This is a genomic window from Vibrio sp. 10N.286.46.A8 (genome assembly GCF_041470165.1).
GTDB lineage: Bacteria > Pseudomonadota > Gammaproteobacteria > Enterobacterales > Vibrionaceae > Vibrio > Vibrio tasmaniensis_A.
Genome location: NZ_JBFRLX010000066.1, coordinates 13,063 through 35,764, shown reverse-complemented (window position 1 = coordinate 35,764; position 22,702 = coordinate 13,063). Strand labels below are relative to the sequence as shown.

Below are 22,702 nucleotides of genomic sequence, written 5' to 3'. Positions count from 1 at the left end.
AGATGAGTTGATCAAAGGTTAAACGGATTTTAAAGGTTGTTAAACATGAAAAAAATGAATTGGAGTAAGGCGCTTCTTGCTTTATCTCTTTTGCCAAGCCTAGGTATGGCACAAGCGATCCCTGATACGGCAAAACTTGATGTGAACTTTGAGCTTCCAAAGATTGATACCTCTATGTATGCACGTCCTTACGTGGCGGTGTGGGTAGAAAACAGTGAACGAAAGTCAGTGAAAACCATTGAGCTTTGGGTCGGTAAAGACGAATGGCTAAAAGACTTACGCAGTTGGTGGAGAAAAGTTGGCCGTTACGATCGTGAACTTGTCGATGCTGTGACTTCTGCAACACGCCCGGCTGGTCAATATCGTTTCGTTTGGGATGGCAAGAGCGACAGCGGTGAAACCCTTGAACAAGGTGAGTACACGGTGCATGTCGAAGTCGTTCGTGAACACGGTGGCCGTAATTACCTTCGCCAAAAAGTATCACTGACAGATTCAAACGCCTCTTATGAATTAAAAGCAACGGAAGAGACGGGGAAAATTATCTTGAGCTACATTGCCAAATAATTAGCACGTCGGATAACACAAGCTGTGCTTTACAAGCGACAGAAAAATCAAAGATTGGAATCGTAGGCGCCATTGAGCGACACGGTTAAAGATTACAAATAATGGAATTGAACATGATGAAACAGACAAAAATAAAGGCGCTTGCTCTTGCAGGTGTAATGGCGTTCGGTCTAGCAGCAACGACGACTGCGCAAGCTCACCCTCGTTGGGTTTTGCCTTCTCATTTCACCGTTTCTAAAGAAGGTGGTGACTGGTTAACATTTGATGTGACGGCATCCCACGGTACGTTTGTGTTTGATAAGCCAGCAGGAAGTGATAAAGCATTCGTTATCATGCCTGATGGCCGTAACGAGCGTCCTAACTTCGTTGTAAAAGGCAAGCGTCGCTCAATGTTTGATTTCTATTTTGAGGAAGAAGGTACACACAAAGTAGCAATCAACAACGAACCAACGTACTGGACACAGTACAAAGCGGGTCGTCGTGACACAGTAAAATGGATTAAAGCGACTAAAGCTGAGCGTGATGCACTATTACCTGAAAAATCACGTGACGTTGTAACTCAAGTCGGTTTCACTCGCGCAGAAAGTTACATCACAGTAGGCAAGCCGACGGATTCAGTTTTCAAAATTGAAGGCAAGCTTCTTGAAATGAAGCCTGTTACACACCCTTCAGACATCGTTGAAGGCGAACCGGTGACATTCCAATTCTTCTACAACGGTGAAATCCAGAAAGACGTGAAAGCGGAAATTACTCGTGAAGGTACACTTTACCGCAATCACCAAGAGCAGATTGATGTAGTGAGCGATGAAAACGGTGAAATCACGTTTACTCCAGACGTAGCGGGTCGTTACGTAATGAAAGCGAACTACAAAGGTGAGTTGGTTGACAACCCACTGGCAGACAAAGCAAGTACGAATGTGCACCTGACATTCGAAGCATTGCTTCAATAGTCGGTTTTATCGGGAGAAAGCTCCTGATTATTAGATAAAAAAGACAAGGGCTCATTAGAGCCCTTTAACGGTCAGTATTCCACTGAAAATTTGTAACGTGGCGAGGGTACGAACGATGAAAATAACAATAAAAGCAAACACCATAATTGCCCCGTGCTTGGCTCTGGGGCTTGGTTTAGCGGCATTGCCTGCGCAAGCTCACTTTCCATTGATGAGCTGTTGGTTTGAAGGCAAAACGGTTGCCTGTGAGGCAGGTTACTCTGATGGTAGTAAAGCGATAGATTACGCGGTCGCGATGTACGACTACGAAGATAACTTGATAGCGAAAGAGATGACGGATAAACGCTCTATCGTCGAATTCCCAAATCCTAATACTGAGTTTTACCTCGTGTTTGATTCAGGTCACGAGTTTCCTGTTGAAGTCGACGTTGTAGAGATCAAAGAAAAATGATGATTCAAAGTGTACGCGCTGACACAGGCGGAAGAGAGGGTAAGTGGGTTGGCCTAATCATTATATTCATCCTTTGTTTTGCGACGGTTGCTATTCCGTTTAATCAAGCAGAATCTCATATCGAAGTGACCCTTGATCACCAAGTCTTAGTGACTGATGTTGAGCAAGAAAACTTGGCGATGCTGTCAGAACTCCGTTTAGCTCATGAAGAGATTCGAGATCTTCGTATGGACTTAGACGGCGATTGGCCAAGTGTTGTGTCACTTAAAGATGAATGGGTTGCACCATTTGTTGAAGACCAGAGTTGGAAGCGCAAAGGTTCTCATACTTGGTTATTGGACGAGCGTGGTTATTACTTTTCTACGCCAAGTGAATACGCTACACCAAGCGAACAAGCTACGCCAAACACTCATGGCTTCGCGGACTCCTTTATTTTGAACGCGAACAGTGTTTCTCCGGAAATCTGGATTTTCTTTGGTGGTGTCGCAAGCCAACCTACTCAATTTGATGAAAACACATTGGAATCTGCAGGCTGGAAACAGGTGGTGAATGAGTCAGAAGTTGCTGATCAGCATGAAGCTTCTTCACATTAATCCCGGACTCTCGAAAAACAAAATGCTGACTAATAATAAGAGATTTACTATGCGATTCATGACTCTATTGATGTCGTTAATGGCGGTGCTATCGACACCCAATGCATTGGCAAAAGAATACACAGTCGACAGCGACAAGTTGACGATAGGTATTACCCTACAGCCTTACTATAGCTACGTAAAAGCTGTGGTAGGTGACAAAGTGAACATCCTTCCTTTGGTTGATGCTGGCTTTAACCCACATAACTACTTACCACAACCGAATGACTTGAAGCGATTGAGCCAGATGGACGCAATCGTCGTAAACGGTATTGGCCACGATGACTTCGCACTAAAAGTCATTTCAGCTGCGCAACGTGATGATTTAATGGTCATCGAAGCGAACAAAGAAGTACCTCTACTTCCTGCATTAGGCCAGTCTGTTGGCCAAGGCGCGGTGAACCCACATACGTTTGTTGGACTTTCTACAACAATCCAAAAGGTGTACACCATCGCGAGTGAAGTTTCTAAACTCGATCCAGACAATGCAGCTTTTTATCGTAAGAATGCACGTAAGTACGCCAAGCAATTTCGCTTTATGAAGCGTGATGCGATGTTGTCATTAGGTGAACTCGATACATCAGGTATGAAAGTGGCGACCACGCACAATGCTTATGGTTATATCCTTCAAGAGTTTGGTGTGGATGTCGCGGCGGTGATTGAGCCTGCACACGGTGTTGAACCAAGTGCGAGCCAACTGCAAGATACGATCGAGAAAATCCGCGCATCGGGCATTGATGTCCTGTTTTACGAACTGAACATGCCTAATCGATTTGTGGATACGATTGAAGCCGAAACGGGTGTGCAGCTTTACCGTTTTTCTCACATGACGCACGGTGAGTATCAAGACAATAAGGTGGAAGTCGAAATGAAGAAGAACCTAGAAACGTTAATCGAAGCCATGAAATTTGCTGCGGCTAACCAGGCTAAAAGCGGGAAGGCGTAATGCAAGGTCCATCGATTTCAATCAACCAACTCGGTCTTCAATACGACAACAACGTGATTCTTGATGATATCACACTAGATCTTAAAGCGGGTGAGTGCCATGTGATCATGGGGCCAAACGGCGGAGGCAAAACCTCTTTGCTTCGTTCAGTTCTTGGTTTGACGCCTTTCTCTGGTCAAATCAATATTCATTGGCCAGAAAAGCCAAGCATTGGTTACGTTCCTCAAAAAGCGACCTTCGAATCGAGCTTACCTCTGACGGTAATGGATTTCGTCCTGCTTAACCAAACTCGAATTCCGCTATTTTGGCGTCGTAAGTCCAAGCAATTGGATCTTGCATTAGCACAACTCGATCGTGTTGGTATGGCGACTCGTAGCGACCGCCGTATGGGGCAGCTATCGGGTGGTGAGCAGCAACGCGTGTTGTTTGCTCAAGCGTTGTTGGATAACCCAAGTTTATTAGTGTTGGATGAACCTACGACTGGCATGGATGAGCAGGGCGTTCGTTATTTAGAATCGCTAGTTCGTGAATGCGTTAATGAAGGGCGTACCATTCTTGCTGTTCACCATGATGTAACCGCAGTACGTCGTCTTGAAGCGAATGTACATGTTGTGAATCGATTCTTGGTGGATAGTGGTCCACATGAACAAGTACTACACCCTACTAAAATCGAGAGTCTGTTTCAGCACTATAGCAGTGGATCTGCCATCACCAAATCGAAGGAGGTTGCGTAATGGAGTGGTTACGACAACTTGCCATTAGTGGCGTTGAAGCGGGTTGGTTATCAGACAGCTTCATGTATGCGTTTATGGTGAATGCACTGGTTGCTGCGTTGTTATTGGGCCCGTTATTAGGTGGCCTTGGTACTTTGGTCATTGCAAAGCGTCTGGCATTCTTTTCTGAAGCGGTAGGTCACGCCGCATTAACCGGTATTGCCATTGGTGTTTTACTTGGTGAGCCACCAGAAAATCCAATTATTGGTCTGTTTAGTTTCTGTATGATCTTTGCTTTGCTTCTTCATTTTGTAAGAAACAGAACCAATGTGCCATACGATACTTTAGTCGGCGTTTTCCTTGCGCTCGCTTTAGCGGTCGGCGCGGCATTGTTGATGTACGTGGCACGTAAGATCAACATTCACATGCTTGAGAATGTGCTGTTTGGTTCGATTCTGACGGTAACAGATCAAGACTTAGCGATTCTTGCAGGCAGCTGCGCGCTCATCATTTTGCTCTTGATACCGACGTTCAACCGTATTCTTCTCACTTGTATTAGCCCGGATATTGCCAAGGTGCGTGGCTATAACACCAGCTTCTATGACTACCTGTTTGTGATGATGATTACTTTGGTGACGATTGCCGCGGTGAAGATCGTGGGTGCCGTTTTGGTTGGCGCGTTATTACTGATTCCGGGTGCGACGGCACGATTGTTGACTAAACGCATGGGGAGCTTTGTTTTGCTTTCTGCGTTGCTGGCAACCATCGCGTGTTTAGTCGGAACGGTATTACCGATGGAACTTAAACTGCCAGTGCCGTCAGGCGCTTCAATCATCATCGTTTCTGCAACGTTTTTCCTAGCAGCAACGCTATACCGAATTATAAGAAAGGCTTAACCATGACTCCTTTAATGAATCGTATTTCAAGCTCAGTAAAAACAGCGGCTCAAGTGGGTGTACTTGGTAGTGTGTTAATGGCTGGATCTGTGGTGTCACTGAACGCTAACGCAGAGGATATCCTAACCAGTACACCTGTGACTTATGCTTTGGCGACAGAGCTAACCAAAGGCACCGACATTACGACCGAATACCTACCACCAAAACGCTACGGTATTGATCGCTTACCTAACTGGTTTGGCACTAAGGGTGAAAGCAAGGTGCTTAAGTCAGGAGAGAAGGCGACCGTTGCGTTAACGCTGTCATCTATTTGGCAAGCGGATCCTACATTTGTATACGCAAGGCAAGGCAACATCCGCTTGGTTGAGGTGGATGCCGCTCAAGCGATTACTCCACGAGCACAAGGTGTCGCTGCGTTGACGTTATCGAGTGGTGATGTGTCTAAGTATGCTTGGTTAAATCCAACCAATCTAACGCGAATGGCCGCTATCGTGGCTGACGACTTTAAGTTATTGTGGCCAGCGCAAGCAGAGACGATTGATCGTAATTTGCAGCGTGTGATGCTTGATGTTCGTGAACTGATTAACAAGCAACAAGCGGTATTATTGGATAACGATGTAGATTCAGTATTGTTGCTTTCAGAAAGCTTGGAAGATTTTGCTTCTGGCAGCCAACTGTTTGTTGAAGAACGTATGTTCAAAGCTGAACTGGAATGGACAGAGCAAGATAAAGCGAAGCTCAAAGCGATGTTTTCAGAAGACGATGCGCTATGGTTAGTGACAGCGAAAAAGCCGACGACTTTGATTAAGTCATTGGTGCCTAATGAGCGAATTCTTGTTGTTGACTCGGTAGACCGCTGGGGAAGAGCAGGGATTAATGCAAAAGCGCCGTTCGCACGCTGGGAAGTTAAACCATTCAAAGGTTAATTGAATCGCTAAGTCGCTAGGTTAATACGGTAGGATCAAAAAAGCAGCCTAAATAGAGGCTGCTTTTTTTGTTCTTGTCTACAGGCTCTGATCTGAGCGCTGAGCAAGAGTATCTCGTGAGTCAAAAGCTTACTCTGCAGCTTTTGTCTCTTCAGTTTCGATACCAGCTTCTACAGATCCTTCTGCTTGTTCTAGAGCGGCTTTCGCTTGCTCTTCAGCTTCCATTTTTGCGCGATCAGCTTTAGAAATATAGCGAGGCTTGTTGCTACCATGCAGTTTAGAATTCGCCTGTTTCTGTCTTTTCTTTAGAATTTGATTGATTTTTTTCTTACGGTTCATTGCTGCATAGCCTTGTATTTAGTTTATGCGGTGGAGGATAATCATTTTAGATCTAGAACTCAACCTGTACGGTCTCTCATTAGGTAATTAATCATGTTCCAACATAACAACATTCTACAAGGCGAGCTCGCAACGGAGTACAAAACCGTTATTGCGATGGTACACATCTACTGCAAAGATCACCACGGTGCGGTTCGTCAGAATAACGCGTTATGTGAAGAGTGTGAGCAACTGTTGCGTTATGCAGAGACACGACTTGATAGATGCCCTTATGGCGAAGCAAAGCCGACCTGTAATAAGTGTCCGATTCATTGTTATAAGCCTGACCCTAAAGAGCAGATGCGTTTAGTGATGCGCTATGCAGGGCCAAGAATGCTACTTAAGCATCCGATTTTAGCAATACGACATTTGATTCATGAGAAACGTAAAGTGCCAGAGAAGCCACTGCCGAATGTGTCTAATCGCCATATCCGAATGAACAAGAAGTAACTGGTGCTTTAAATTGGTCGCAGAAGAAACGAAAAAGGTCTGATTGCTCAGACCTTTTGTGTTTCTGCTAACTGCCTTATCAGAAGGCAGTCTTGTAGAAAGAATACTTTATGTATAAAGCTACACCGCTTGAGGCTCTTCGTAGGTAACCGTCAGGTTATTGATCCAGCGTCGGCTCAAATAACGGTGCGAGCATATTGCCAGTTTCACCACTTCTTCAACCAACATCAGGCCATAGATGTATTTGAAATCCCATCCAGCGACAAACGCGCCGTAAACACACACTGGAATGCCCACCATCCACATCGCGATGAAATCCATTCGCAAGCAAAAAGCGTTATCACCACCAGCACGAATAATACCGTTAATGATCACCATGTTGAGCATACGAATCACCACTGCAAAACACATGATCATCATTGCTGGCGAAGCAAGCGGGTACAATGCATCTGTAGAAAGGTTTAACCATGATAGTACATACTCTTTACCCATAAACAGTAGCAAGCCAACGACAGCGCCAAAGCCAACGACGGCTTTAATGAATGTTAGACCCATGCTCATAGCATCATCAAATTCATCACGGCCCAGCGAATGGCCAAGCAATACTGAACACGCTACGGAGATACCAAAGAAGATCGAGTAACACAGCGATTCGAACGGCGCGAGCATCGAGAACACCGCAAGTTCAGTCGTGCCCATGTGACCAAAGATCATTTGATATGCCATTGTGCCCATTGCCCACAACACGGCATTCATCGTTAGCGGCAACGCAATACGACGGTAAGAAAGCCACAGTGATGGACGGTGTGGTGAGCTTGGGGTGGTTAGCAGCCAGTGTTTACGAACACGCATGTAGCTATACATTAAGCCCACTTGAATCAATCGCGCTAAGGTTGTCGCCAATGCCGCACCCGCAACGCCCATTGCTGGAATGCCGAAAGCCCCTTTAATTAGAATAAAGTTAAGTGCAATGTTGAGTGCAATGGTAACACCACCTAGCAATAGTGGAGTTACGGTGTCACCTGATGAGCGCATACTTGCTTCTACCACTACAACAATGTGAGTTAGAAGTAGAACAGGGAACCCATACCATAGGTATGTCGCTCCGAGCTCAATCACGGTTTGATCGCTAGTTTGCAACATCATTAAAAACTGAGAACCAAGAGTGATGATTGCTGTAACAGGCAGCAGAACTTTTAAACCAAACACCATCGCGATGGATGATACTGTTCGTGCGCTTTTTCGGTCATTCTTTCCCCAGTATTGAGCGACTAATGTACCGTTTGCTGAGGCCAACCCTGCCATAATCATAATCGCAACGAAGTGCCATTTTGATGCAATTCCCACAGCGGCTGCTGCTTCCATACCAAAATCACTGACCATCAAGACGTCAGCAAGGGCAAGAATAGCAACCAGCGCACTTTGCAAAGCAACAGGCAAACCAAGTTTAACGATACGAGGTAATATGCTCTCTGGCTTGTTATTCATAGATGAGTTAGGGTTGATGTTAGTTGTCATAAGTTCTCCGATTTATGGCAGAACTATAGTGATTTGAGTGAAGTAACAACATGTTTAAAAAACAACAAAACCTGTGCGAATCCGTCATTGATGACATGGAGCCTAAATCAAAGTGGCAAGATGATGTTTTTCTCGCGGAACATTGCAAAGAACGTTTTTTGACCGTTGAAGATATCCCAGAGATGAAAAGCTTTGGTGTCTATATGGGCGGTATGGCAAAACTATACGATGGTTATTGGGTTGAGCGAGAATCCGTTAATGTTCATACGTTGATTTTCACTATGGAAGGTGGCGGCATTCTAACAACCACGACATCAGTACAAGCGATTACACCGTATACGCTGGTGGTTCTTCCTGCCGGAACCCCATTTCGTTTTGAACTCGATCCGCAATATAACTATTGGAAAATGGCGTGGATGTTGACCCCCGATACTAAGCAGTGGCAGCACATAGCAAGTTTAGGTCAGGGGATTGTGCCTTTTGGAGAGTGTGAGCAGGTTTGGTCACTAATGAACTTGGTTTACTTTGAGATAGGGGGCCGAGCCAGTTACCGGAAGTTACTCTTGAGTGAAATAGTCCGAACGTTGACGGGTTTTGAACCCAAATCAACAAGCACCACCGCTCGTGTTCAAGCACTCTATAATGAGATTGAAAGTAGTCTGCATCAACCATGGACAGTAGCTGGTATGGCTCAAAGGGTGTTTATCAGCGAAGAGCAGCTTAATCGAGTTACCAAAACGCTCTTCGACCTATCCCCACGCAGCAAGTTGATTCAACTAAGAATGGATAAAGCGACCAGCTTGTTAAAATACCAAGATTGGTCGGTATCGATGATTGCCAACCGTTTGGGTTACAAAGATCCTTATAACTTCTCACATCGCTTTAAAAAGCATTTTGGTTTATCTCCAAGCCAATACCGTAAAAGCCATCGACTTACCGGGTAGTGCTGGTTGTCCACTAAAAATTCGTTTCTTAGAACAATTCCACAAGATCAATTTTGCAGTAAATGTACGGTATTAAGTGATCTATCAATTTAGTATTTTTGTACCATTCGATAATATTGGAAATATCTTAAAAGACGACTGCTTATGAAGCGTGAGGAATCCATACCAAAAATAGCGAATCACGTAGACGATTTTAAACTTCCGTCTAAGTGGGTTCTAAATAAAAAAGAGTTTCAATCTGATACGAGGATCGTCCGAAAGCAGGAGTGTGGCTCGATAATAGGGACGCTTTCAGAGCCTCATCGTAAGGTTCTTTTTTACTTGTATCAAAATAAAGGACATGTGATCAGTAAGCGAGTTTTGAAGCGTGTAGGTTGGGCGGGTAAAGCCGTGACATCAGCTTCAGTATTGGTTGCTATCTACGAGATAAGAAGGATCTTAGACTGTCGTTGTATAAAAACGGTTTCCAACGAAGGTTATGTACTGGAGGATTAATTACCCTTTATTGATATCCTGTTCATATATTAATAATAAAAATTTAATCTCTTTACCGTATACGCTGCTTTCATTATCTTCGATTTTAAACGTCCACTTATAAGCGACGTTATACAAAAATGACTGAATTTAACTTTGTTGCTGGCTATATCGTAAAGGAATTGTATAAAAATGGACGCCTATCCTGTAATAGATACTCACCACTCTGAACACAACGTAATACTTGAACTCAACGGAAAAATAGTTGAACTCGACACCAAACTTATTCGCAATGTTGAAAACGGCTATGTTCTGGCTACCATGCCTTTAGCGTATCGTAAGATCATTCTGTTTATGAATCGACATCGAGGGAAGTTGTTCAGTGTCGGGCAATTGAAGAAGATTGGCTGGGAGAATGGGTCAGTCACTAACTCGTCAGTGATTGTTGCGATATCTGAGATCAGATCACTATTCGGGGATGGCCTAATCATTACCATTACTGGTGAAGGCTACATATTTCAGCCTTAACCTGAAGAACACCTCTATTTCTAGTATTGATGCTTTTTGTCGACTTTTGCTCAGAAGTCATCAAACAAAAAGAGCTCTTCGTTAGACGGAAAGTCATAACTAAGAGCTCTAGAGGCAACTATCCTACCTGAGGAGGATAGTTGCCATTCGAACTTACTCGCCTGTAATCTGTAGAGGAGAGCGTTTTAAGCTAGCAATCAACATGTAGATCGTTGTAGCGAGTAGAGACGCGAACAGGTAAGTGAATAATCCCGCTTGTGAATCCATAAAGCTATCTGCAACCAATGGGCCAGCGACAGAACCGATGCTGTAACACAACAACATAACCTGAGTTACTGACACTAGATAGCTCGGGTCTAAGTTACGACAACCCAAGTTAATCGCTATTGGGTAAAGTGCGAATGTTGCCATGCCCAGTACGAATAGGCTCATGCCTAGTACGTAGAAATCGTGGTTAATCGTTAGTACACCAATGCTTGCAACCCCTAGTAGGCAGAACAGAGCCATTAATAACACTTGTCCTATGTGGTGAGATAACCATGTCACCATCGGCTGAACAGCCATACCACCCATAATCACCAACGCCATCAAACCGCCAATATCTTGGTGTGCGATGTTGCGTTGAGCAAGCTCAACAGGCATCAGCCCGTAAATAGATCCAAGTGTTAATCCAGATACAATACAGCCAATCAAAGCGCTGTGGCTCAGTTTGCTGATTTGCTTTAATGATAAAGACTGCGCATCGTGAATTTGTGGTGCTGTCGCTTGTCCGTACATCAACACAATGATTGCACCAAACAACAAGGTGAACATTGCAATGAAAGGTACGCCACCTGTAATACCAAGGTAACCGATGCCGAGTTGGCCAACGGCAGAGCCGCCGTATAGCGAACACATGTAAACGCCTAAGCGTTTCGCGCGCTGAGATTCGTCACCGCTCATTAACCAAGACTCTACAATCACGAAGATACCTGCAACCGCTACACCAGCGACAAAGCGGGCTAATAACCATACCGCTTGATGTGGGATGAGTGGTAACACAAGGATCGTTGCGATAAAAATAGCCAGAGCGATAACAAACGCATCTCTGTGACCAACACGTGCAATCGCACGTTCAATCAATAACGTACCGGCTAAAAGCCCTGCATAGAATGCACTCGCCAACCAACTCGATAGATTTTTGTCTAAGCCATACTCAGACAACATTAATGGTAATGAACTCATTAAATAGCCTGAAGCGATCGCGTAAAAAGACAATGCAATAACCGGAACAGTTATGCGAGTTGTTGGTTGGATGTTGTCCAATGCAGGAGCCTCTAAATAGTGAAAGAAACGATGAATTTTCCGCGACTATGGGGGAGAAACTGAATTGGGTAAAACGAATAAAAATAGTCGTTAAGATAAAAGAAATTTATTGAGATCTTGAGCTAAAATACCATAGCGGAATTTACGATTTGGCGAGATTTTATGCGGTCAAAAAGCCACTAGGATTATGTTCATTATGGTTTTGTAAGCGATACAATCATCCGCGTAGGTCATCCGTGATGGTTGTTGATCATCACGATAATTCAAGCGAAAAAAGTTAAGCTCATTGGTGCTTCATGAACATACGTAACGTCATAGAGTAGGCCAGAGAGGAATGGTGTTGTGTTCAACTTGATGATTACAAATACCCGCGTAAAATGTTCATTCGTATGGTGTTATCAATCACGGCAATAGCGTAAACGAGAGTTATACCCAATGGAGATAGGCAAATGGATAGTTATGATTTTATTGTTGTTGGCGGGGGCTCGGCAGGATGTGTAATGGCTGCAAGGCTGTCTGAAGATCCCAATGTCACGGTTTGCCTATTGGAAGCAGGTGGTAAAGACACAAGCCCATTAATCCATACACCCGTAGGTATAGCCGCGATGATGCCAACTAAGCTAAACAACTGGGCCTTTGAGACCGTTGAACAGCCGGGTTTGAATGGTCGTAAAGGTTATCAACCAAGAGGTAAGACACTTGGTGGGTCTAGCTCTATCAATGCGATGATGTACGCACGTGGACACCGTTCCGACTACGATACATGGGAAAGCTTGGGTAATGCAGGTTGGAACTATGATTCGTGTTTGCCTTACTTTAAGAAAGCGGAAAATAACGAAGTCCACCAAGATGAGTTTCACGGCCAAGGTGGTCCTCTGAACGTGGCTAACCTTCGATCGCCAAGTCCGATGTTGGAACGTTACTTAACGGCGTGTGAGTCGATAGGGGTTCCCCGTAATGAAGACATCAACGGTGCTGCTCAGTTTGGGGCGATGCCGACGCAGGTAACCCAGTTGAATGGCGAACGGTGCAGTGCTGCCAAGGCTTACTTAACGCCAAACCTTTCGAGACCAAATCTTACGGTCGTGACCAAAGCAACCACACATAAAGTTTTGTTCGAAGGTAAGAAAGCGGTCGGAGTCGAATATGGCTTTAACGGACAGCGTTATCAGATCCAATGCAACAAAGAAGTGATTCTATCCGCTGGCGCGTTTGGTTCTCCTCAACTGCTGTTATTGTCGGGTATCGGCGCGAAAGCTGAACTAGAGATGCATGGCATCGAACCGGTTCAAAAGCTACCAGGCGTCGGCAAGAACCTTCAAGACCATATCGACTTAGTACATTCGTACAAATGCAGCGAAAAGCGTGAAACCTTCGGTATCTCGTTGCAAATGGCCTCTGAAATGACCAAAGCTTTGCCGTTATGGCACAAAGAACGCCGCGGTAAGATGAGCAGCAATTTTGCAGAAGGGATAGGCTTTCTCAGTTCCGATGATCATATCGTCGTGCCGGATTTAGAGTTTGTATTTGTCGTTGCAGTAGTCGATGACCATGCGAGAAAAATTCATACCAGTCATGGCTTTACCTCTCATGTCACCTTGCTGAGGCCAAAAAGCCATGGCAGCGTAACGCTCAATAGTAATGATCCTTATGATCCGCCTAAGATCGATCCTGCGTTTTTCAGTCATCCTGAAGATATGGAGATAATGATTAAGGGCTGGAAGAAGCAGTATCAAATGTTAGAGAGTTCGGCGTTTGACGACATCCGTGGTGATGCTTTCTATCCGGTAGATGCCTGTGATGATAAAGCGATTGAGCAAGATATTCGCAACCGTGCAGACACTCAGTATCACCCGGTCGGGACCTGTAAAATGGGCCCTAACAGTGATTCATTAGCCGTGGTGGATAACGATCTTAAAGTCTATGGGTTGAATAACTTGAGAGTCATTGATGCTTCTGTGATGCCGACACTGATTGGGGCAAACACCAACGCGCCAACCATTATGATTGCTGAAAAAGTCGCAGATCAAATCAAAGAGGAATACGGGTTTGGTAAGCAAGCATCTAGTATTCAAGCGAAAGGCGAAGCTGTGGTTTAATTCAAGAAGTTAAATGATAACCATAAATAAAACAGTAGGTTAGATAGTCTTGATTTGATAAGACTCTCTAACCTATTTTTGTGTGCTTACTTAGAATAAAGCACAAGTTAATTCAATCGCTTAACCAATAGCTTAAACAATGGTGTTATTTAGTTAGAGCTTGATTAAGCCACTGATCAAATTGACCTTTTGGTAATGCACCGTTAATCGTATCGACACGTTTACCATCTTTAAACACCATCACGGTTGGAATGCTTCTGATTTGGTACATCGCGGCAAGCTGTTGCTGAGCTTCAGTATCAATCTTAACGAATCGAATATCTCCTGAACGCTCTTTAGCAACGTCACTGAACACTGGCGCAAAGCCAACACATGGGTTGCACCATGTTGCCCAGAAATCGACAACCACTGGCTGTGAACTATTCAAAATAGATTGGAAATTAAGTGACGTTCCCTCGATAGGAGCGCCATCGAGCAATGCTGTTTTGCATTTACCGCAGGTTGGGCTTTCTGAAATTCTTTCTGAAGGAACTCGGTTTACGCCATTACAAGAAGGGCAACGTGTGTTGAATGTAGACATAACTTTCTCTTTTTATTGTAACTCCGTGTCTAACGCGATTTACGAATCACGCACGGAGCGCTTATACTGTTTAAAACTAGAATACGATACTTAAATAAAAACAAACAATAAATAGGTAAATGATGACAAAATTTTACGCCGAAATTACTGGCTGGGGAAAGTGTCTGCCACCAGCCGTGTTGTCCAATGATGATCTAAGCACTTTCATTGATACGTCTGACGAGTGGATTCGAACTCGAACTGGTATCGAAAACCGTCGTATCAGTCATGTAAATACCTCTGAGTTAGCGACTGTTGCTGCTCAACACGCCATGGCGTGTGCTGGTCTTACTGCCGAAGATATCGACCTCGTGATCATAGCGACGTGCAGCCCAGACTCCCTTATTCCAAATACTGCGTCTAAAGTTCAACAGAACCTAGGCATCAAGAGCGCAGCGGCTTTCGACCTTAACGCAGCGTGTACTGGGTTCATCTACGGCGTTGAAACGGCGACTCGACTGATTCAAGCGGGTAACTACCGCAACGCTATCGTTGTGGGCGCAGAACGCTTGTCATTCTTCATTGATTGGACCAAGCGTGATACCGCGGTTCTTTTCGGTGATGGCGCTGGCGCTGTGGTTCTATCTCGCACCGAGGAACAAGTTGGCTTACAAGAAGCTCAGATCGGTTGTGACGCCGAAGGCCGCGATATTCTAGCGGTGCCAAAATTCGGTACATCTATGGATCGCTTTGCTGCTGACAACGGTTATTGGGACTTTGACTTCGTTGGTAAAGAGATCTTCAAACGTGCAGTGAAAGGCATGGGTGCAGCGGCACACACAGTATTGAGCCGCACTGGTATCTCAACCGACAACATTGACGTTGTGATTCCGCACCAAGCGAACATCCGAATCATTCAAACTCTGTGTGATATGGCGGGTATTGAGCGCGAGAAAGCGTTTGTTAACATCCAAAATTACGGCAACACATCCGCTGCGACTGTACCAATCGCATTGTGTGAATCGCTAGAGCAAGGTTTCGTTAAGCCTAACGACAATATTCTTGTTGCAGCGTTTGGTGCGGGTTTAACGTGGGGTGCTGGCCATATTAAATGGGGTAGCCGTGTTAAGCCGCTAGGTCAATCGGATGCTAAGCTTCCAGAAGCCGACAAATCTGCTTTAGAGCTTCTAGAAAGAGCCATTTTACACTGTAAAACGCGTCCTAATTCTGAAAACGAGTAGCAGCATTGTGCAAGTTCGTTTAATGACAGAAGCCGACCTCGATGGGGCGGCTTTAGTTCACCAAGCTACTTTTGTTCGACAGCAAAACTCAAAAAATTGGTTACAATGTAACTTAAATGCAGCACCACGCTTTCTTAACTTCGTTGCAGAGAACGAAGGTGAGATCGTGGGTTACATCATCTGGGTTCAGAAAAGCGGGTTTAGACCTGAAGCTGTTTTAGAACTAGAGCAACTTGCCGTGTTACCAAGCGCGCAGGGGCAAGGATTGGGTAAAACGCTGATTCTAGATTCCCTGCCGCAGGTAAAACAGCATTTGGCGGATCAAGGCTCGATGCTCAAACACGTGCTAGTGACCACCAGAGCAGACAACTTTGCACAAAAGCTTTATCAATCGACTTTGGGTGCAGAAGTCGAAACCACGATTTCAAACCTGTACTCTGCGGATGAAGTGCTTATGATAGCTCGCAATGTGGGTGAACGAATCTGATCGCTGAGTTCTTAGAACCAATTATAATCAGCGGTATAAATCGATTTACGTTTAATTAGGGACTTCTACAGTCCCTTTTGTTATTTCTTAGGAAGTGTTTTGAAGAAAGTTTTAGCAATTGGCTACGTTTGGCCAGAACCGAATTCATCGGCGGCTGGCAGCCATATGATGTCTCTTTTACGCCTGTTCAAGAGACAAGGTTGGTCCGTTGAATTTGCAACGCCAGCTCAAGAAACCGAGCACATGATCGATCTCTCTGAAGAGGGCATCACGAGCCAATCTATACAGTTAAATTGCGATAGCTTTGACCAGTACATTGAAGAGCTGCAACCCGATGTCGTGATGTTTGACCGTTTCATGATGGAAGAGCAGTTTGGTTGGCGCGTGGAAAAAGTATGTCCGAATGCCTTTAAGTTACTGGATACGGAAGACTTACAGTTCCTACGTAACGCGCGCCATGAAGCAGTTAAGAAAGAGACTGAACTGACCAAAGCGCATTTGTACAGTGACTTGGCTAAACGTGAAATTGCCGCAATCTTACGCTGTGATCTTTCGTTGATCATTTCAAGTTACGAGATGGATCTGCTTAAATCTGAGTTCAATATCGATCCAAAACTGCTTCATCACTTGCCGTTCATGGTTGATCTTAATACACTTCCTGAAAGCACGAAAAGCTTTGAAGAACGTAAGCATTTCATGACGATAGGTAACTTTAGACACGCACCGAACTGGGATGCTGTGCTTCAGTTACAGAAGATTTGGCCGAAAATTCGTAAACAGTTACCTGAAACTGAACTTCATATTTACGGATCTTACCCGCCGCCGAAAGCAACGGCTTTGCACAACCCTAAAACCGGTTTCCATATCAAAGGTTGGGCGAAAGACGCTCAAGAAGTGATGGAGCAAGCTCGTGTGTGTGTTGCACCACTCCGATTTGGCGCGGGCATTAAAGGCAAGTTGCTTGATGCGATGAAGTTACAAACTCCGAACGTGACGAGTGAAATCGGCAGCGAAGGCATGTTACCACAAGGAGAATTGCAATGGCCGGGCGCAGTGGCTGATGACATCGACGAGTTTGTTGAACAAGCTGTCGGTTTATACAAAGATGAAGAGAAGTGGCTTAAAGCACAAAGCCAATGTCATTCAATCCTTGAAGCGCACTACGAGCAGAATCAACTCGGCGACACATTGATTGAGCGATTAACGGCGTTAGAGTCCGATCTTGAATCTCATCGACTGGATAACTTCTTTGGTTCGATGCTTAAGCACCACAGCATGGCGAGCACCAAGTATATGTCGCAGTGGATAGCTGAAAAGAACAAGACTAAGTAACTGACACAATAAACCGAATCAAATAATAAGCCCTTAGGTTAACACCTAGGGGCTTTTTTCATGCAGGGCGCTTGTTAATTTCAGACTTATAAACCGAACATACTCGCAATACATTAGCATTGACTAATTTATATTTATTAGTAAACTCTAATTTAAATTGAGGATGATGAGTTAATCGACGTTATGAGAGAGGTCAGTGATGAGTTTAATACCTTGGGATGCATTGTTCGGTGGCATGTTGTTAGGCGCGTCGGCAATTATTCTTATGTTAGGAATAGGGCGAGTAGCAGGTATTAGTGGCATTGTTGGCCACTTGTTACCGTCGAGAAAGAACAAAAGATTAGAATCAGGATCCGAATCGAACTCGGACTCCAGCATTGAGAAAACCGAAAAACATTGGCGACTTGCTTTTGTTGTCGGAATGGTCGTGAGCGGCTGGTTATTGATTCCAACAGGCTACCAACTTCCGCAATTAGAAGAGATCAACTTCGCAGTGGTTATCATAGCCGGATTATTGGTGGGCTTCGGTACCAAGATGGCGAATGGCTGTACTAGCGGCCATGGCATTGTGGGGATGGCTCGTTTGTCCAAGCGCTCAATTATCGCTACTTGTGTATTCATGGGTGTCGCGATGGCAACAGTGCTGGTTAAAAACCTGATTGGCTTGGGGGCATAATGAAAAACTCTTCACTTACTATCGTTATCGGTTTGGTCGCAGGTATTCTTTTTGGCTCAGGTATGATCATTTCAGGCATGGTTGACCCGAACAAAGTACTTGGGTTCTTAGACATTACCGGTAACTGGGACATTAGTTTGGCATTTGTTATGGGTGGCGCGCTATTGGTCTTCGCTCCGTTTTATCATCTGGTCATTAAAAAGCGCGCTCAAGCCGTCAATGGCGAACCGTTAGATAGCCGTAGCAATCCGTTGATAGACAGAAAGCTGATTCTAGGTTCTACAGCGTTTGGCTTAGGCTGGGGGATTGCAGGCTTTTGCCCGGGCCCTGCAGTAACCAGCCTTAGTGGGGGTAACCCAACGGTATGGTTGTTCGTCTTAAGCATGCTGGTGGGAACGTGGTTGGCGGGTCGTACGAACAAAACCTGTTAGTAGCAAGCCTATCGCTGATTTCATTGGCTTTGACGTTATTTGTTCTGAACTGACCAAGCATAGAGGTTGACTCGCTTTTAGCAAAAAAGCCAGTTAGCCTCTTTCTATATCTACCGTTAGCTATGATCTGCCGTTATCTAAAATCTACTATTTAATAGTCGTTGAAACTGGGCAATGGTCGCTAAGTTTGTAATCAAGCACATCTTGCGTTTCAAAGACCTTCTGTTTAGCAGGAGAGGCATCTAAGGATTTGCTCACTACAATATGATCAATCACAGAACGGAACTGGTGTGTGCGATGGTTATTGCGGTTAGAGCGTACCTTACAATCTGCTCGAGTTTTTCTTGTCGCCAACTGAGCATCGGCATTTTGAGTTAAGTCTTTCCACATCCAATCTCTTGAGTAAGAAAGGTTATGGTTGAAATCGCCTAATATTGCGTAATCCTGACCTTGGCGTTCTCTTTGCTGTATCCACTTATTCAGTTGCTTAGCTTGGTCTTTAAGTCTTGAACAGTCACGGTTAGATTTATACGCGCCGCTGCAACCCGCCTTTAAATGCACAGACAACATGTGAATTGGATTTGAATCCGTTTCCACAACCATATAACTGGCAAATCTGAGCTTGCTGTTAGCACTCGTTTCCAGAGGAAAGTCAGCGTAGTCAGTGAGAGTAATCCCTTTACGCACCGCGAAGCCCGTATATTGATTCACTTCTTTGAATTGTCGGTTACTGTTTTCTGGTAATGCCCGGTCAGACATCAATATCTTGTATTGATCGCCAGCGATGCGCTGAATGGCATTGACGTCGTCGACTTCTTGAAAGGCGACCACATCCGCATCTAAGGATTGAAAGTATTCTTCAAGTTTGTCGAAATCAGCTTGATCACGTTGGGCAGAAAACTTATTCACAGCCTCGTTGGTTGATAACCATTCGATATTCCAACTGGATATGGTTAAAGGTTCAGCAAAAGTCTGGCTACTGAGTAAGCAACCTAACATTATCCAGTTTTGAAGTCGTTTCATCCCAAATATCCCTAATTTTGGTGTGCAATATAGTTGAGCCGTTATCCTACAACACTTACCGAAAATTCAACTCTTTTTAGCAGTTTTTTTATTGTTACATTGTTTCTTTTCGACTTGAGATCTCACGTAATAATATTGGATTTATCTTGTTCGGCGTGCCTATTTTATTGATCCAAATCAATACTCAATGTTGGTGGTTCTCGTTAAATACGCCACAATATCTAGTGTTAGTTAAACGATAAATCGCTCTATAGTGTGTTTGTGGATAAGTCTGTGAATACCTCAAGAGTAAGGAGAAGTGGTGAAATCAATCGTAATCAAGCGTGATGGCTCAAGAGCTCCATTCAGTAGAGATCGCATCCAAGCTGCAGTGGAAGCAGCATCAGACAAAACCGATAAGGAAATTGCTATTTATGCTCTGAATGTGGCATTAGCAGTTGAGTTGAAGCTCGAAGACTACGATGAAGTTCATATCTCTGAAATTCAAACCATGGTCGAGAACGAGCTAATGCAGGGACCATACAAGTCTCTTGCTCGTGCCTACATTGAATATCGTCATGACCGTGACATCGCACGTGAAAAGCAAAGCGCTTTAACTCGCGAGATCGAAGGTCTGATCGAAGAAAGCAATGTTGATCTGATCAATGAGAATGCCAACAAAGATGGCAAAGTTATCCCAACTCAGCGTGATTTGCTGGCGGGTATCGTGGCTAAGCATTATGCAAAAACTCACATTTTGCCGCGTGATATCGTACAAGCTCACGAGTGTGGTGACATTCACTATCACGATTTAGACTACGCACCGTTCTTCCCAATGTTTAACTGTATGCTTATCGATCTTAAAGGCATGTTAACGCATGGCTTTAAGATGGGTAACGCGGAAATCGACACACCTAAATCGATCTCTACGGCGACAGCGGTAACCGCACAGATCATCGCGCAAGTGGCAAGCCACATATACGGCGGTACAACGATTAACCGTATCGACGAGGTTCTAGAACCTTACGTAATGACGAGTTACGAGAAACACCTATCACTAGCGAAAGAGTGGGACATTCACAGCCCAGAAGCTTTTGCTATCTCTCGTACAGAGAAAGAGTGTTACGACGCATTCCAGTCTTTGGAGTACGAAGTAAACACGCTACATACAGCTAACGGTCAAACACCATTCGTTACGTTTGGTTTTGGTCTAGGCGAAAGCTGGGGTTCAAAACTTATCCAGCAATCTATCTTGAAGAACCGCATTGCCGGTTTGGGTAAGAACCGCAAAACAGCGGTATTCCCTAAACTGGTATTTGCAATCAAAGATGGCTTGAACCACCAGAAGCAAGATCCAAACTACGACATCAAGCAATTAGCGCTTGAGTGTGCATCTAAGCGTATGTACCCAGACATTCTTAACTACGACAAAGTGGTAGAAGTGACAGGGTCATTTAAAACGCCTATGGGCTGCCGTAGCTTCTTGAATACTTACGAAGAAAACGGTGAGTTGATTCATGAAGGCCGTAACAACTTAGGTGTTGTTAGCTTGAACTTGCCACGTATTGCGATTAACGCAAAACAAGATATGGTTAAGTTCTACGAACTGCTTGATGAAAAATTAAAGCTAGCTCGTCGCGCTCTAGAAACTCGTATTTCTCGTCTAGAAAACGTGAAAGCGCGTGTTGCGCCAATCCTATACATGGAAGGCGCTTGTGGCGTTCGTTTGAAAGCAGACGATTCTATTGCCGATATCTTCAAGAATGGCCGTGCATCTGTTTCTCTTGGTTACATTGGCATCCATGAAGCGATGACAGCACTTTACGGCACAGACGTTCACCTGTATGACGATGGCGAAATGCGTGCTAAAGCGCTTGAGCTGGTGGAGTACATGAAGCGTGAAGTGGAATCTTGGACAAAAGAGACAGGTTACGCGTTCAGCTTATACGGCACACCAAGTGAAAACCTATGCAGCCGTTTCTGCAGCATCGATACCAAAGAGTTTGGTGTAATTGATGGTGTAACTGACCGTGGCTACTACACAAACAGCTTCCACTTAGACGTACAGAAGAAAGTGAACCCATACGACAAGATCGATTTCGAGATGCCTTATCCAGAAATCTCTAGCGGTGGTTTCATCTGTTACGGCGAATTCCCGAACATGCAGAAGAACATCGAAGCGCTAGAAAACGTATGGGATTACAGCTACACACGTGTTCCTTACTACGGCACCAACACGCCTATTGATGAGTGTTACGAATGTGGCTACAACGGTGAGTTCGACTGTACAAGTAAGGGCTTTACGTGTCCTAAGTGTGGTAACCATGACTCAACCAAAGTGTCGGTAACGCGCCGCGTTTGTGGTTACCTTGGTAGCCCAGATGCACGACCATTTAACTTCGGTAAGCAAGAAGAAGTTAAACGCCGCGTGAAGCACCTTTAATCTAACGAAGGATCTTAATTAAGATCTGCGATCTTTAGCTAGTCAATTTGGAAGAGCTAGGTTTCAAGAAATAAGATTGGTATCGGCGTTATGTCGATACCAATTCTTTTATTTCAGCTCTTACAGCATTTCGCTTCAAACTATTGAGCAATAAAGAGTTTTCAATACTGCCTTATGAACTACCATCAATATCACCCAATCGACGTTGTAAACGGCCCAGGAACACGCTGCACTTTGTTTGTGTCGGGCTGTGTGCACCAGTGTCGCGGGTGTTATAACCAATCGACGCAAAGGTTGGACTCAGGGCACTTGTTCACTCAAGAACTGCAAGACCACATTATCGCTGATCTGAACGATCCGCGAATCAAGCGCCGTGGCTTGTCGCTTTCTGGTGGTGATCCTCTGCATCCTGCAAACGTATCTGAAGTGCTTAAGCTTGTTCAGCGTGTAAAAGCGGAGTGTGAAGGTAAAGACATCTGGGTGTGGACGGGTTACGAGCTCGACGAACTCGATGAAAAGCAGAAGCAAGTGCTTGAATACGTGGATACTTTGATTGATGGTCGTTTCGAGCAAGACAAAGCGGATCCGATGTTGGATTGGCGTGGTAGCTCAAACCAAATCATTCATCGATTTACTGACATATAACAGTTGTCGTGGCTTAGCACACTCGTAAAACGAAAAAGGGCGTCATGGTTAGCGCAATGCAACCAATCGGCCCTTGGGTGTGAGTTCTTTTCGTTTATTCGCTTAAACTACC

25 protein-coding genes are annotated in these 22,702 nt (G+C 44.6%); 20 read left to right on the top strand and 5 right to left on the bottom strand.

Going from position 1 to position 22,702, the window contains the following annotated elements; translation table 11 throughout:
• Positions 1–45 precede the first annotated feature (45 nt).
• The 8 genes from AB4232_RS07735 (at position 46) to AB4232_RS07700 (ending at position 6,078) form a co-directional block, all read left to right on the top strand.
• Positions 46–564, top strand: a complete 519-nt coding sequence (locus AB4232_RS07735; RefSeq protein WP_372086826.1) for a DUF2271 domain-containing protein — start codon at positions 46–48, stop codon at positions 562–564.
• 113 nt (positions 565–677) lie between these two features.
• Positions 678–1,514, top strand: a complete 837-nt coding sequence (locus AB4232_RS07730) for a DUF4198 domain-containing protein (RefSeq protein WP_017102108.1) — start codon at positions 678–680, stop codon at positions 1,512–1,514.
• 115 nt (positions 1,515–1,629) lie between these two features.
• Positions 1,630–1,965, top strand: a complete 336-nt coding sequence (locus tag AB4232_RS07725) for a hypothetical protein (RefSeq protein ID WP_372086824.1) — start codon at positions 1,630–1,632, stop codon at positions 1,963–1,965.
• Positions 1,962–2,558, top strand: a complete 597-nt coding sequence (locus AB4232_RS07720; RefSeq protein WP_372086822.1) for a DUF6162 family protein — start codon at positions 1,962–1,964, stop codon at positions 2,556–2,558. Before AB4232_RS07725 ends, AB4232_RS07720 begins: the two co-directional genes overlap by 4 nt.
• A 49-nt stretch (positions 2,559–2,607) precedes the next feature.
• A complete protein-coding gene (locus tag AB4232_RS07715) occupies positions 2,608–3,543 on the top strand; it encodes a metal ABC transporter solute-binding protein, Zn/Mn family (RefSeq protein ID WP_135381447.1) in 936 nt (311 codons plus the stop codon).
• On the top strand, positions 3,543–4,277 hold the full coding sequence (locus AB4232_RS07710; protein ID WP_122047366.1) for a metal ABC transporter ATP-binding protein: 735 nt from the start codon (positions 3,543–3,545) through the stop codon (positions 4,275–4,277). The genes AB4232_RS07715 and AB4232_RS07710 overlap by 1 nt, the downstream gene beginning before the upstream one ends.
• A complete protein-coding gene (locus tag AB4232_RS07705; protein ID WP_012600593.1) occupies positions 4,277–5,152 on the top strand; it encodes a metal ABC transporter permease in 876 nt (291 codons plus the stop codon). The genes AB4232_RS07710 and AB4232_RS07705 overlap by 1 nt, the downstream gene beginning before the upstream one ends.
• A 2-nt stretch (positions 5,153–5,154) precedes the next feature.
• Positions 5,155–6,078, top strand: a complete 924-nt coding sequence (locus AB4232_RS07700) for an ABC transporter substrate-binding protein (protein ID WP_009845394.1) — start codon at positions 5,155–5,157, stop codon at positions 6,076–6,078.
• A 129-nt stretch (positions 6,079–6,207) separates the two neighbouring features.
• Here the strand turns inward: AB4232_RS07700 and AB4232_RS07695 are convergent, their stop codons facing one another.
• Positions 6,208–6,417, bottom strand: coding sequence for a DUF2986 domain-containing protein (locus AB4232_RS07695; RefSeq protein WP_102249609.1), 210 nt, complete (start codon positions 6,415–6,417; stop codon positions 6,208–6,210).
• A gap of 93 nt (positions 6,418–6,510) precedes the next feature.
• Between AB4232_RS07695 and AB4232_RS07690 the strand changes: the two genes are divergently transcribed.
• A complete protein-coding gene (locus AB4232_RS07690) occupies positions 6,511–6,906 on the top strand; it encodes a nitrous oxide-stimulated promoter family protein (RefSeq protein WP_065680040.1) in 396 nt (131 codons plus the stop codon).
• Between the two features lie 120 nt (positions 6,907–7,026).
• Here the strand turns inward: AB4232_RS07690 and AB4232_RS07685 are convergent, their stop codons facing one another.
• Positions 7,027–8,424 carry an MATE family efflux transporter gene (locus tag AB4232_RS07685; RefSeq protein ID WP_372086820.1) on the bottom strand — a complete coding sequence of 466 codons (1,398 nt, stop codon included), beginning with the start codon at positions 8,422–8,424 and terminating at the stop codon, positions 7,027–7,029.
• Positions 8,425–8,474: 50 nt separating this feature from the next.
• Here AB4232_RS07685 and AB4232_RS07680 point away from each other — a divergent pair, with 50 nt between their 5' ends.
• From AB4232_RS07680 to AB4232_RS07670, 3 genes are all read left to right on the top strand, one after another.
• The gene (locus tag AB4232_RS07680; RefSeq protein ID WP_372086818.1) at positions 8,475–9,368 is read left to right on the top strand and encodes a helix-turn-helix domain-containing protein; all 894 of its coding nucleotides are present in this window, start codon (positions 8,475–8,477) and stop codon (positions 9,366–9,368) included.
• 321 nt (positions 9,369–9,689) lie between these two features.
• Complete coding sequence (locus AB4232_RS07675; RefSeq protein ID WP_240798054.1) at positions 9,690–9,863, top strand: winged helix-turn-helix domain-containing protein; 174 nt, start codon at positions 9,690–9,692, stop codon at positions 9,861–9,863.
• 171 nt (positions 9,864–10,034) lie between these two features.
• A complete protein-coding gene (locus AB4232_RS07670; RefSeq protein WP_102258000.1) occupies positions 10,035–10,370 on the top strand; it encodes a winged helix-turn-helix domain-containing protein in 336 nt (111 codons plus the stop codon).
• Between the two features lie 153 nt (positions 10,371–10,523).
• Here the strand turns inward: AB4232_RS07670 and AB4232_RS07665 are convergent, their stop codons facing one another.
• Positions 10,524–11,675, bottom strand: coding sequence for an MFS transporter (locus AB4232_RS07665; protein WP_372086816.1), 1,152 nt, complete (start codon positions 11,673–11,675; stop codon positions 10,524–10,526).
• Positions 11,676–12,124: 449 nt separating this feature from the next.
• Here AB4232_RS07665 and AB4232_RS07660 point away from each other — a divergent pair, with 449 nt between their 5' ends.
• A complete protein-coding gene (locus AB4232_RS07660; protein ID WP_372086814.1) occupies positions 12,125–13,774 on the top strand; it encodes a GMC family oxidoreductase in 1,650 nt (549 codons plus the stop codon).
• A 145-nt stretch (positions 13,775–13,919) separates the two neighbouring features.
• On the opposite strand, the gene trxC is transcribed toward AB4232_RS07660, so the two are convergent.
• Positions 13,920–14,354, bottom strand: coding sequence for a thioredoxin TrxC (gene trxC / locus AB4232_RS07655; protein WP_017097619.1), 435 nt, complete (start codon positions 14,352–14,354; stop codon positions 13,920–13,922).
• 122 nt (positions 14,355–14,476) lie between these two features.
• Here trxC and AB4232_RS07650 point away from each other — a divergent pair, with 122 nt between their 5' ends.
• From AB4232_RS07650 to AB4232_RS07630, 5 genes are all read left to right on the top strand, one after another.
• On the top strand, positions 14,477–15,574 hold the full coding sequence (locus AB4232_RS07650; RefSeq protein WP_372086836.1) for a ketoacyl-ACP synthase III: 1,098 nt from the start codon (positions 14,477–14,479) through the stop codon (positions 15,572–15,574).
• A gap of 22 nt (positions 15,575–15,596) precedes the next feature.
• On the top strand, positions 15,597–16,061 hold the full coding sequence (locus AB4232_RS07645; protein WP_029223895.1) for a GNAT family N-acetyltransferase: 465 nt from the start codon (positions 15,597–15,599) through the stop codon (positions 16,059–16,061).
• A 99-nt stretch (positions 16,062–16,160) separates the two neighbouring features.
• A complete protein-coding gene (locus tag AB4232_RS07640) occupies positions 16,161–17,393 on the top strand; it encodes a glycosyltransferase (protein ID WP_017101878.1) in 1,233 nt (410 codons plus the stop codon).
• Between the two features lie 199 nt (positions 17,394–17,592).
• Positions 17,593–18,069 (top strand): YeeE/YedE family protein, encoded by a 477-nt coding sequence (locus tag AB4232_RS07635; RefSeq protein ID WP_372086812.1) that lies wholly within the window; start codon positions 17,593–17,595, stop codon positions 18,067–18,069.
• Positions 18,069–18,500 carry a DUF6691 family protein gene (locus AB4232_RS07630; RefSeq protein WP_372086810.1) on the top strand — a complete coding sequence of 144 codons (432 nt, stop codon included), beginning with the start codon at positions 18,069–18,071 and terminating at the stop codon, positions 18,498–18,500. The genes AB4232_RS07635 and AB4232_RS07630 overlap by 1 nt, the downstream gene beginning before the upstream one ends.
• A 147-nt stretch (positions 18,501–18,647) precedes the next feature.
• Here AB4232_RS07630 and AB4232_RS07625 read toward each other — a convergent pair whose 3' ends face one another.
• Positions 18,648–19,523 carry an endonuclease/exonuclease/phosphatase family protein gene (locus AB4232_RS07625; RefSeq protein WP_372086808.1) on the bottom strand — a complete coding sequence of 292 codons (876 nt, stop codon included), beginning with the start codon at positions 19,521–19,523 and terminating at the stop codon, positions 18,648–18,650.
• Between the two features lie 301 nt (positions 19,524–19,824).
• Between AB4232_RS07625 and nrdD the strand changes: the two genes are divergently transcribed.
• A complete protein-coding gene (gene nrdD, locus AB4232_RS07620) occupies positions 19,825–21,945 on the top strand; it encodes an anaerobic ribonucleoside-triphosphate reductase (RefSeq protein ID WP_372086806.1) in 2,121 nt (706 codons plus the stop codon).
• A gap of 174 nt (positions 21,946–22,119) precedes the next feature.
• Positions 22,120–22,590 carry an anaerobic ribonucleoside-triphosphate reductase-activating protein gene (gene nrdG / locus AB4232_RS07615; protein ID WP_372086804.1) on the top strand — a complete coding sequence of 157 codons (471 nt, stop codon included), beginning with the start codon at positions 22,120–22,122 and terminating at the stop codon, positions 22,588–22,590.
• The last annotated feature ends 112 nt before the right edge of the window (positions 22,591–22,702 follow it).

Excerpts from the sequence above, each read along its gene's own strand:
- AB4232_RS07735 (WP_372086826.1), top strand. The coding sequence starts at position 46 with ATGAAAAAAATGAATTGGAGTAAGGCGCTTCTTGCTTTATCTCTTTTG.
- AB4232_RS07730 (WP_017102108.1), top strand. The coding sequence starts at position 678 with ATGATGAAACAGACAAAAATAAAGGCGCTTGCTCTTGCAGGTGTAATG.
- AB4232_RS07725 (WP_372086824.1), top strand. The coding sequence starts at position 1,630 with ATGAAAATAACAATAAAAGCAAACACCATAATTGCCCCGTGCTTGGCT.
- AB4232_RS07720 (WP_372086822.1), top strand. The coding sequence starts at position 1,962 with ATGATGATTCAAAGTGTACGCGCTGACACAGGCGGAAGAGAGGGTAAG.
- AB4232_RS07715 (WP_135381447.1), top strand. The coding sequence starts at position 2,608 with ATGCGATTCATGACTCTATTGATGTCGTTAATGGCGGTGCTATCGACA.
- AB4232_RS07710 (WP_122047366.1), top strand. The coding sequence starts at position 3,543 with ATGCAAGGTCCATCGATTTCAATCAACCAACTCGGTCTTCAATACGAC.
- AB4232_RS07705 (WP_012600593.1), top strand. The coding sequence starts at position 4,277 with ATGGAGTGGTTACGACAACTTGCCATTAGTGGCGTTGAAGCGGGTTGG.
- AB4232_RS07700 (WP_009845394.1), top strand. The coding sequence starts at position 5,155 with ATGACTCCTTTAATGAATCGTATTTCAAGCTCAGTAAAAACAGCGGCT.
- AB4232_RS07695 (WP_102249609.1), bottom strand. The coding sequence starts at position 6,417 with ATGAACCGTAAGAAAAAAATCAATCAAATTCTAAAGAAAAGACAGAAA.
- AB4232_RS07690 (WP_065680040.1), top strand. The coding sequence starts at position 6,511 with ATGTTCCAACATAACAACATTCTACAAGGCGAGCTCGCAACGGAGTAC.
- AB4232_RS07685 (WP_372086820.1), bottom strand. The coding sequence starts at position 8,424 with ATGACAACTAACATCAACCCTAACTCATCTATGAATAACAAGCCAGAG.
- AB4232_RS07680 (WP_372086818.1), top strand. The coding sequence starts at position 8,475 with ATGTTTAAAAAACAACAAAACCTGTGCGAATCCGTCATTGATGACATG.
- AB4232_RS07670 (WP_102258000.1), top strand. The coding sequence starts at position 10,035 with ATGGACGCCTATCCTGTAATAGATACTCACCACTCTGAACACAACGTA.
- AB4232_RS07660 (WP_372086814.1), top strand. The coding sequence starts at position 12,125 with ATGGATAGTTATGATTTTATTGTTGTTGGCGGGGGCTCGGCAGGATGT.
- trxC (WP_017097619.1), bottom strand. The coding sequence starts at position 14,354 with ATGTCTACATTCAACACACGTTGCCCTTCTTGTAATGGCGTAAACCGA.
- AB4232_RS07650 (WP_372086836.1), top strand. The coding sequence starts at position 14,477 with ATGACAAAATTTTACGCCGAAATTACTGGCTGGGGAAAGTGTCTGCCA.
- AB4232_RS07645 (WP_029223895.1), top strand. The coding sequence starts at position 15,597 with ATGACAGAAGCCGACCTCGATGGGGCGGCTTTAGTTCACCAAGCTACT.
- AB4232_RS07635 (WP_372086812.1), top strand. The coding sequence starts at position 17,593 with ATGAGTTTAATACCTTGGGATGCATTGTTCGGTGGCATGTTGTTAGGC.
- AB4232_RS07630 (WP_372086810.1), top strand. The coding sequence starts at position 18,069 with ATGAAAAACTCTTCACTTACTATCGTTATCGGTTTGGTCGCAGGTATT.
- AB4232_RS07625 (WP_372086808.1), bottom strand. The coding sequence starts at position 19,523 with ATGAAACGACTTCAAAACTGGATAATGTTAGGTTGCTTACTCAGTAGC.
- nrdG (WP_372086804.1), top strand. The coding sequence starts at position 22,120 with ATGAACTACCATCAATATCACCCAATCGACGTTGTAAACGGCCCAGGA.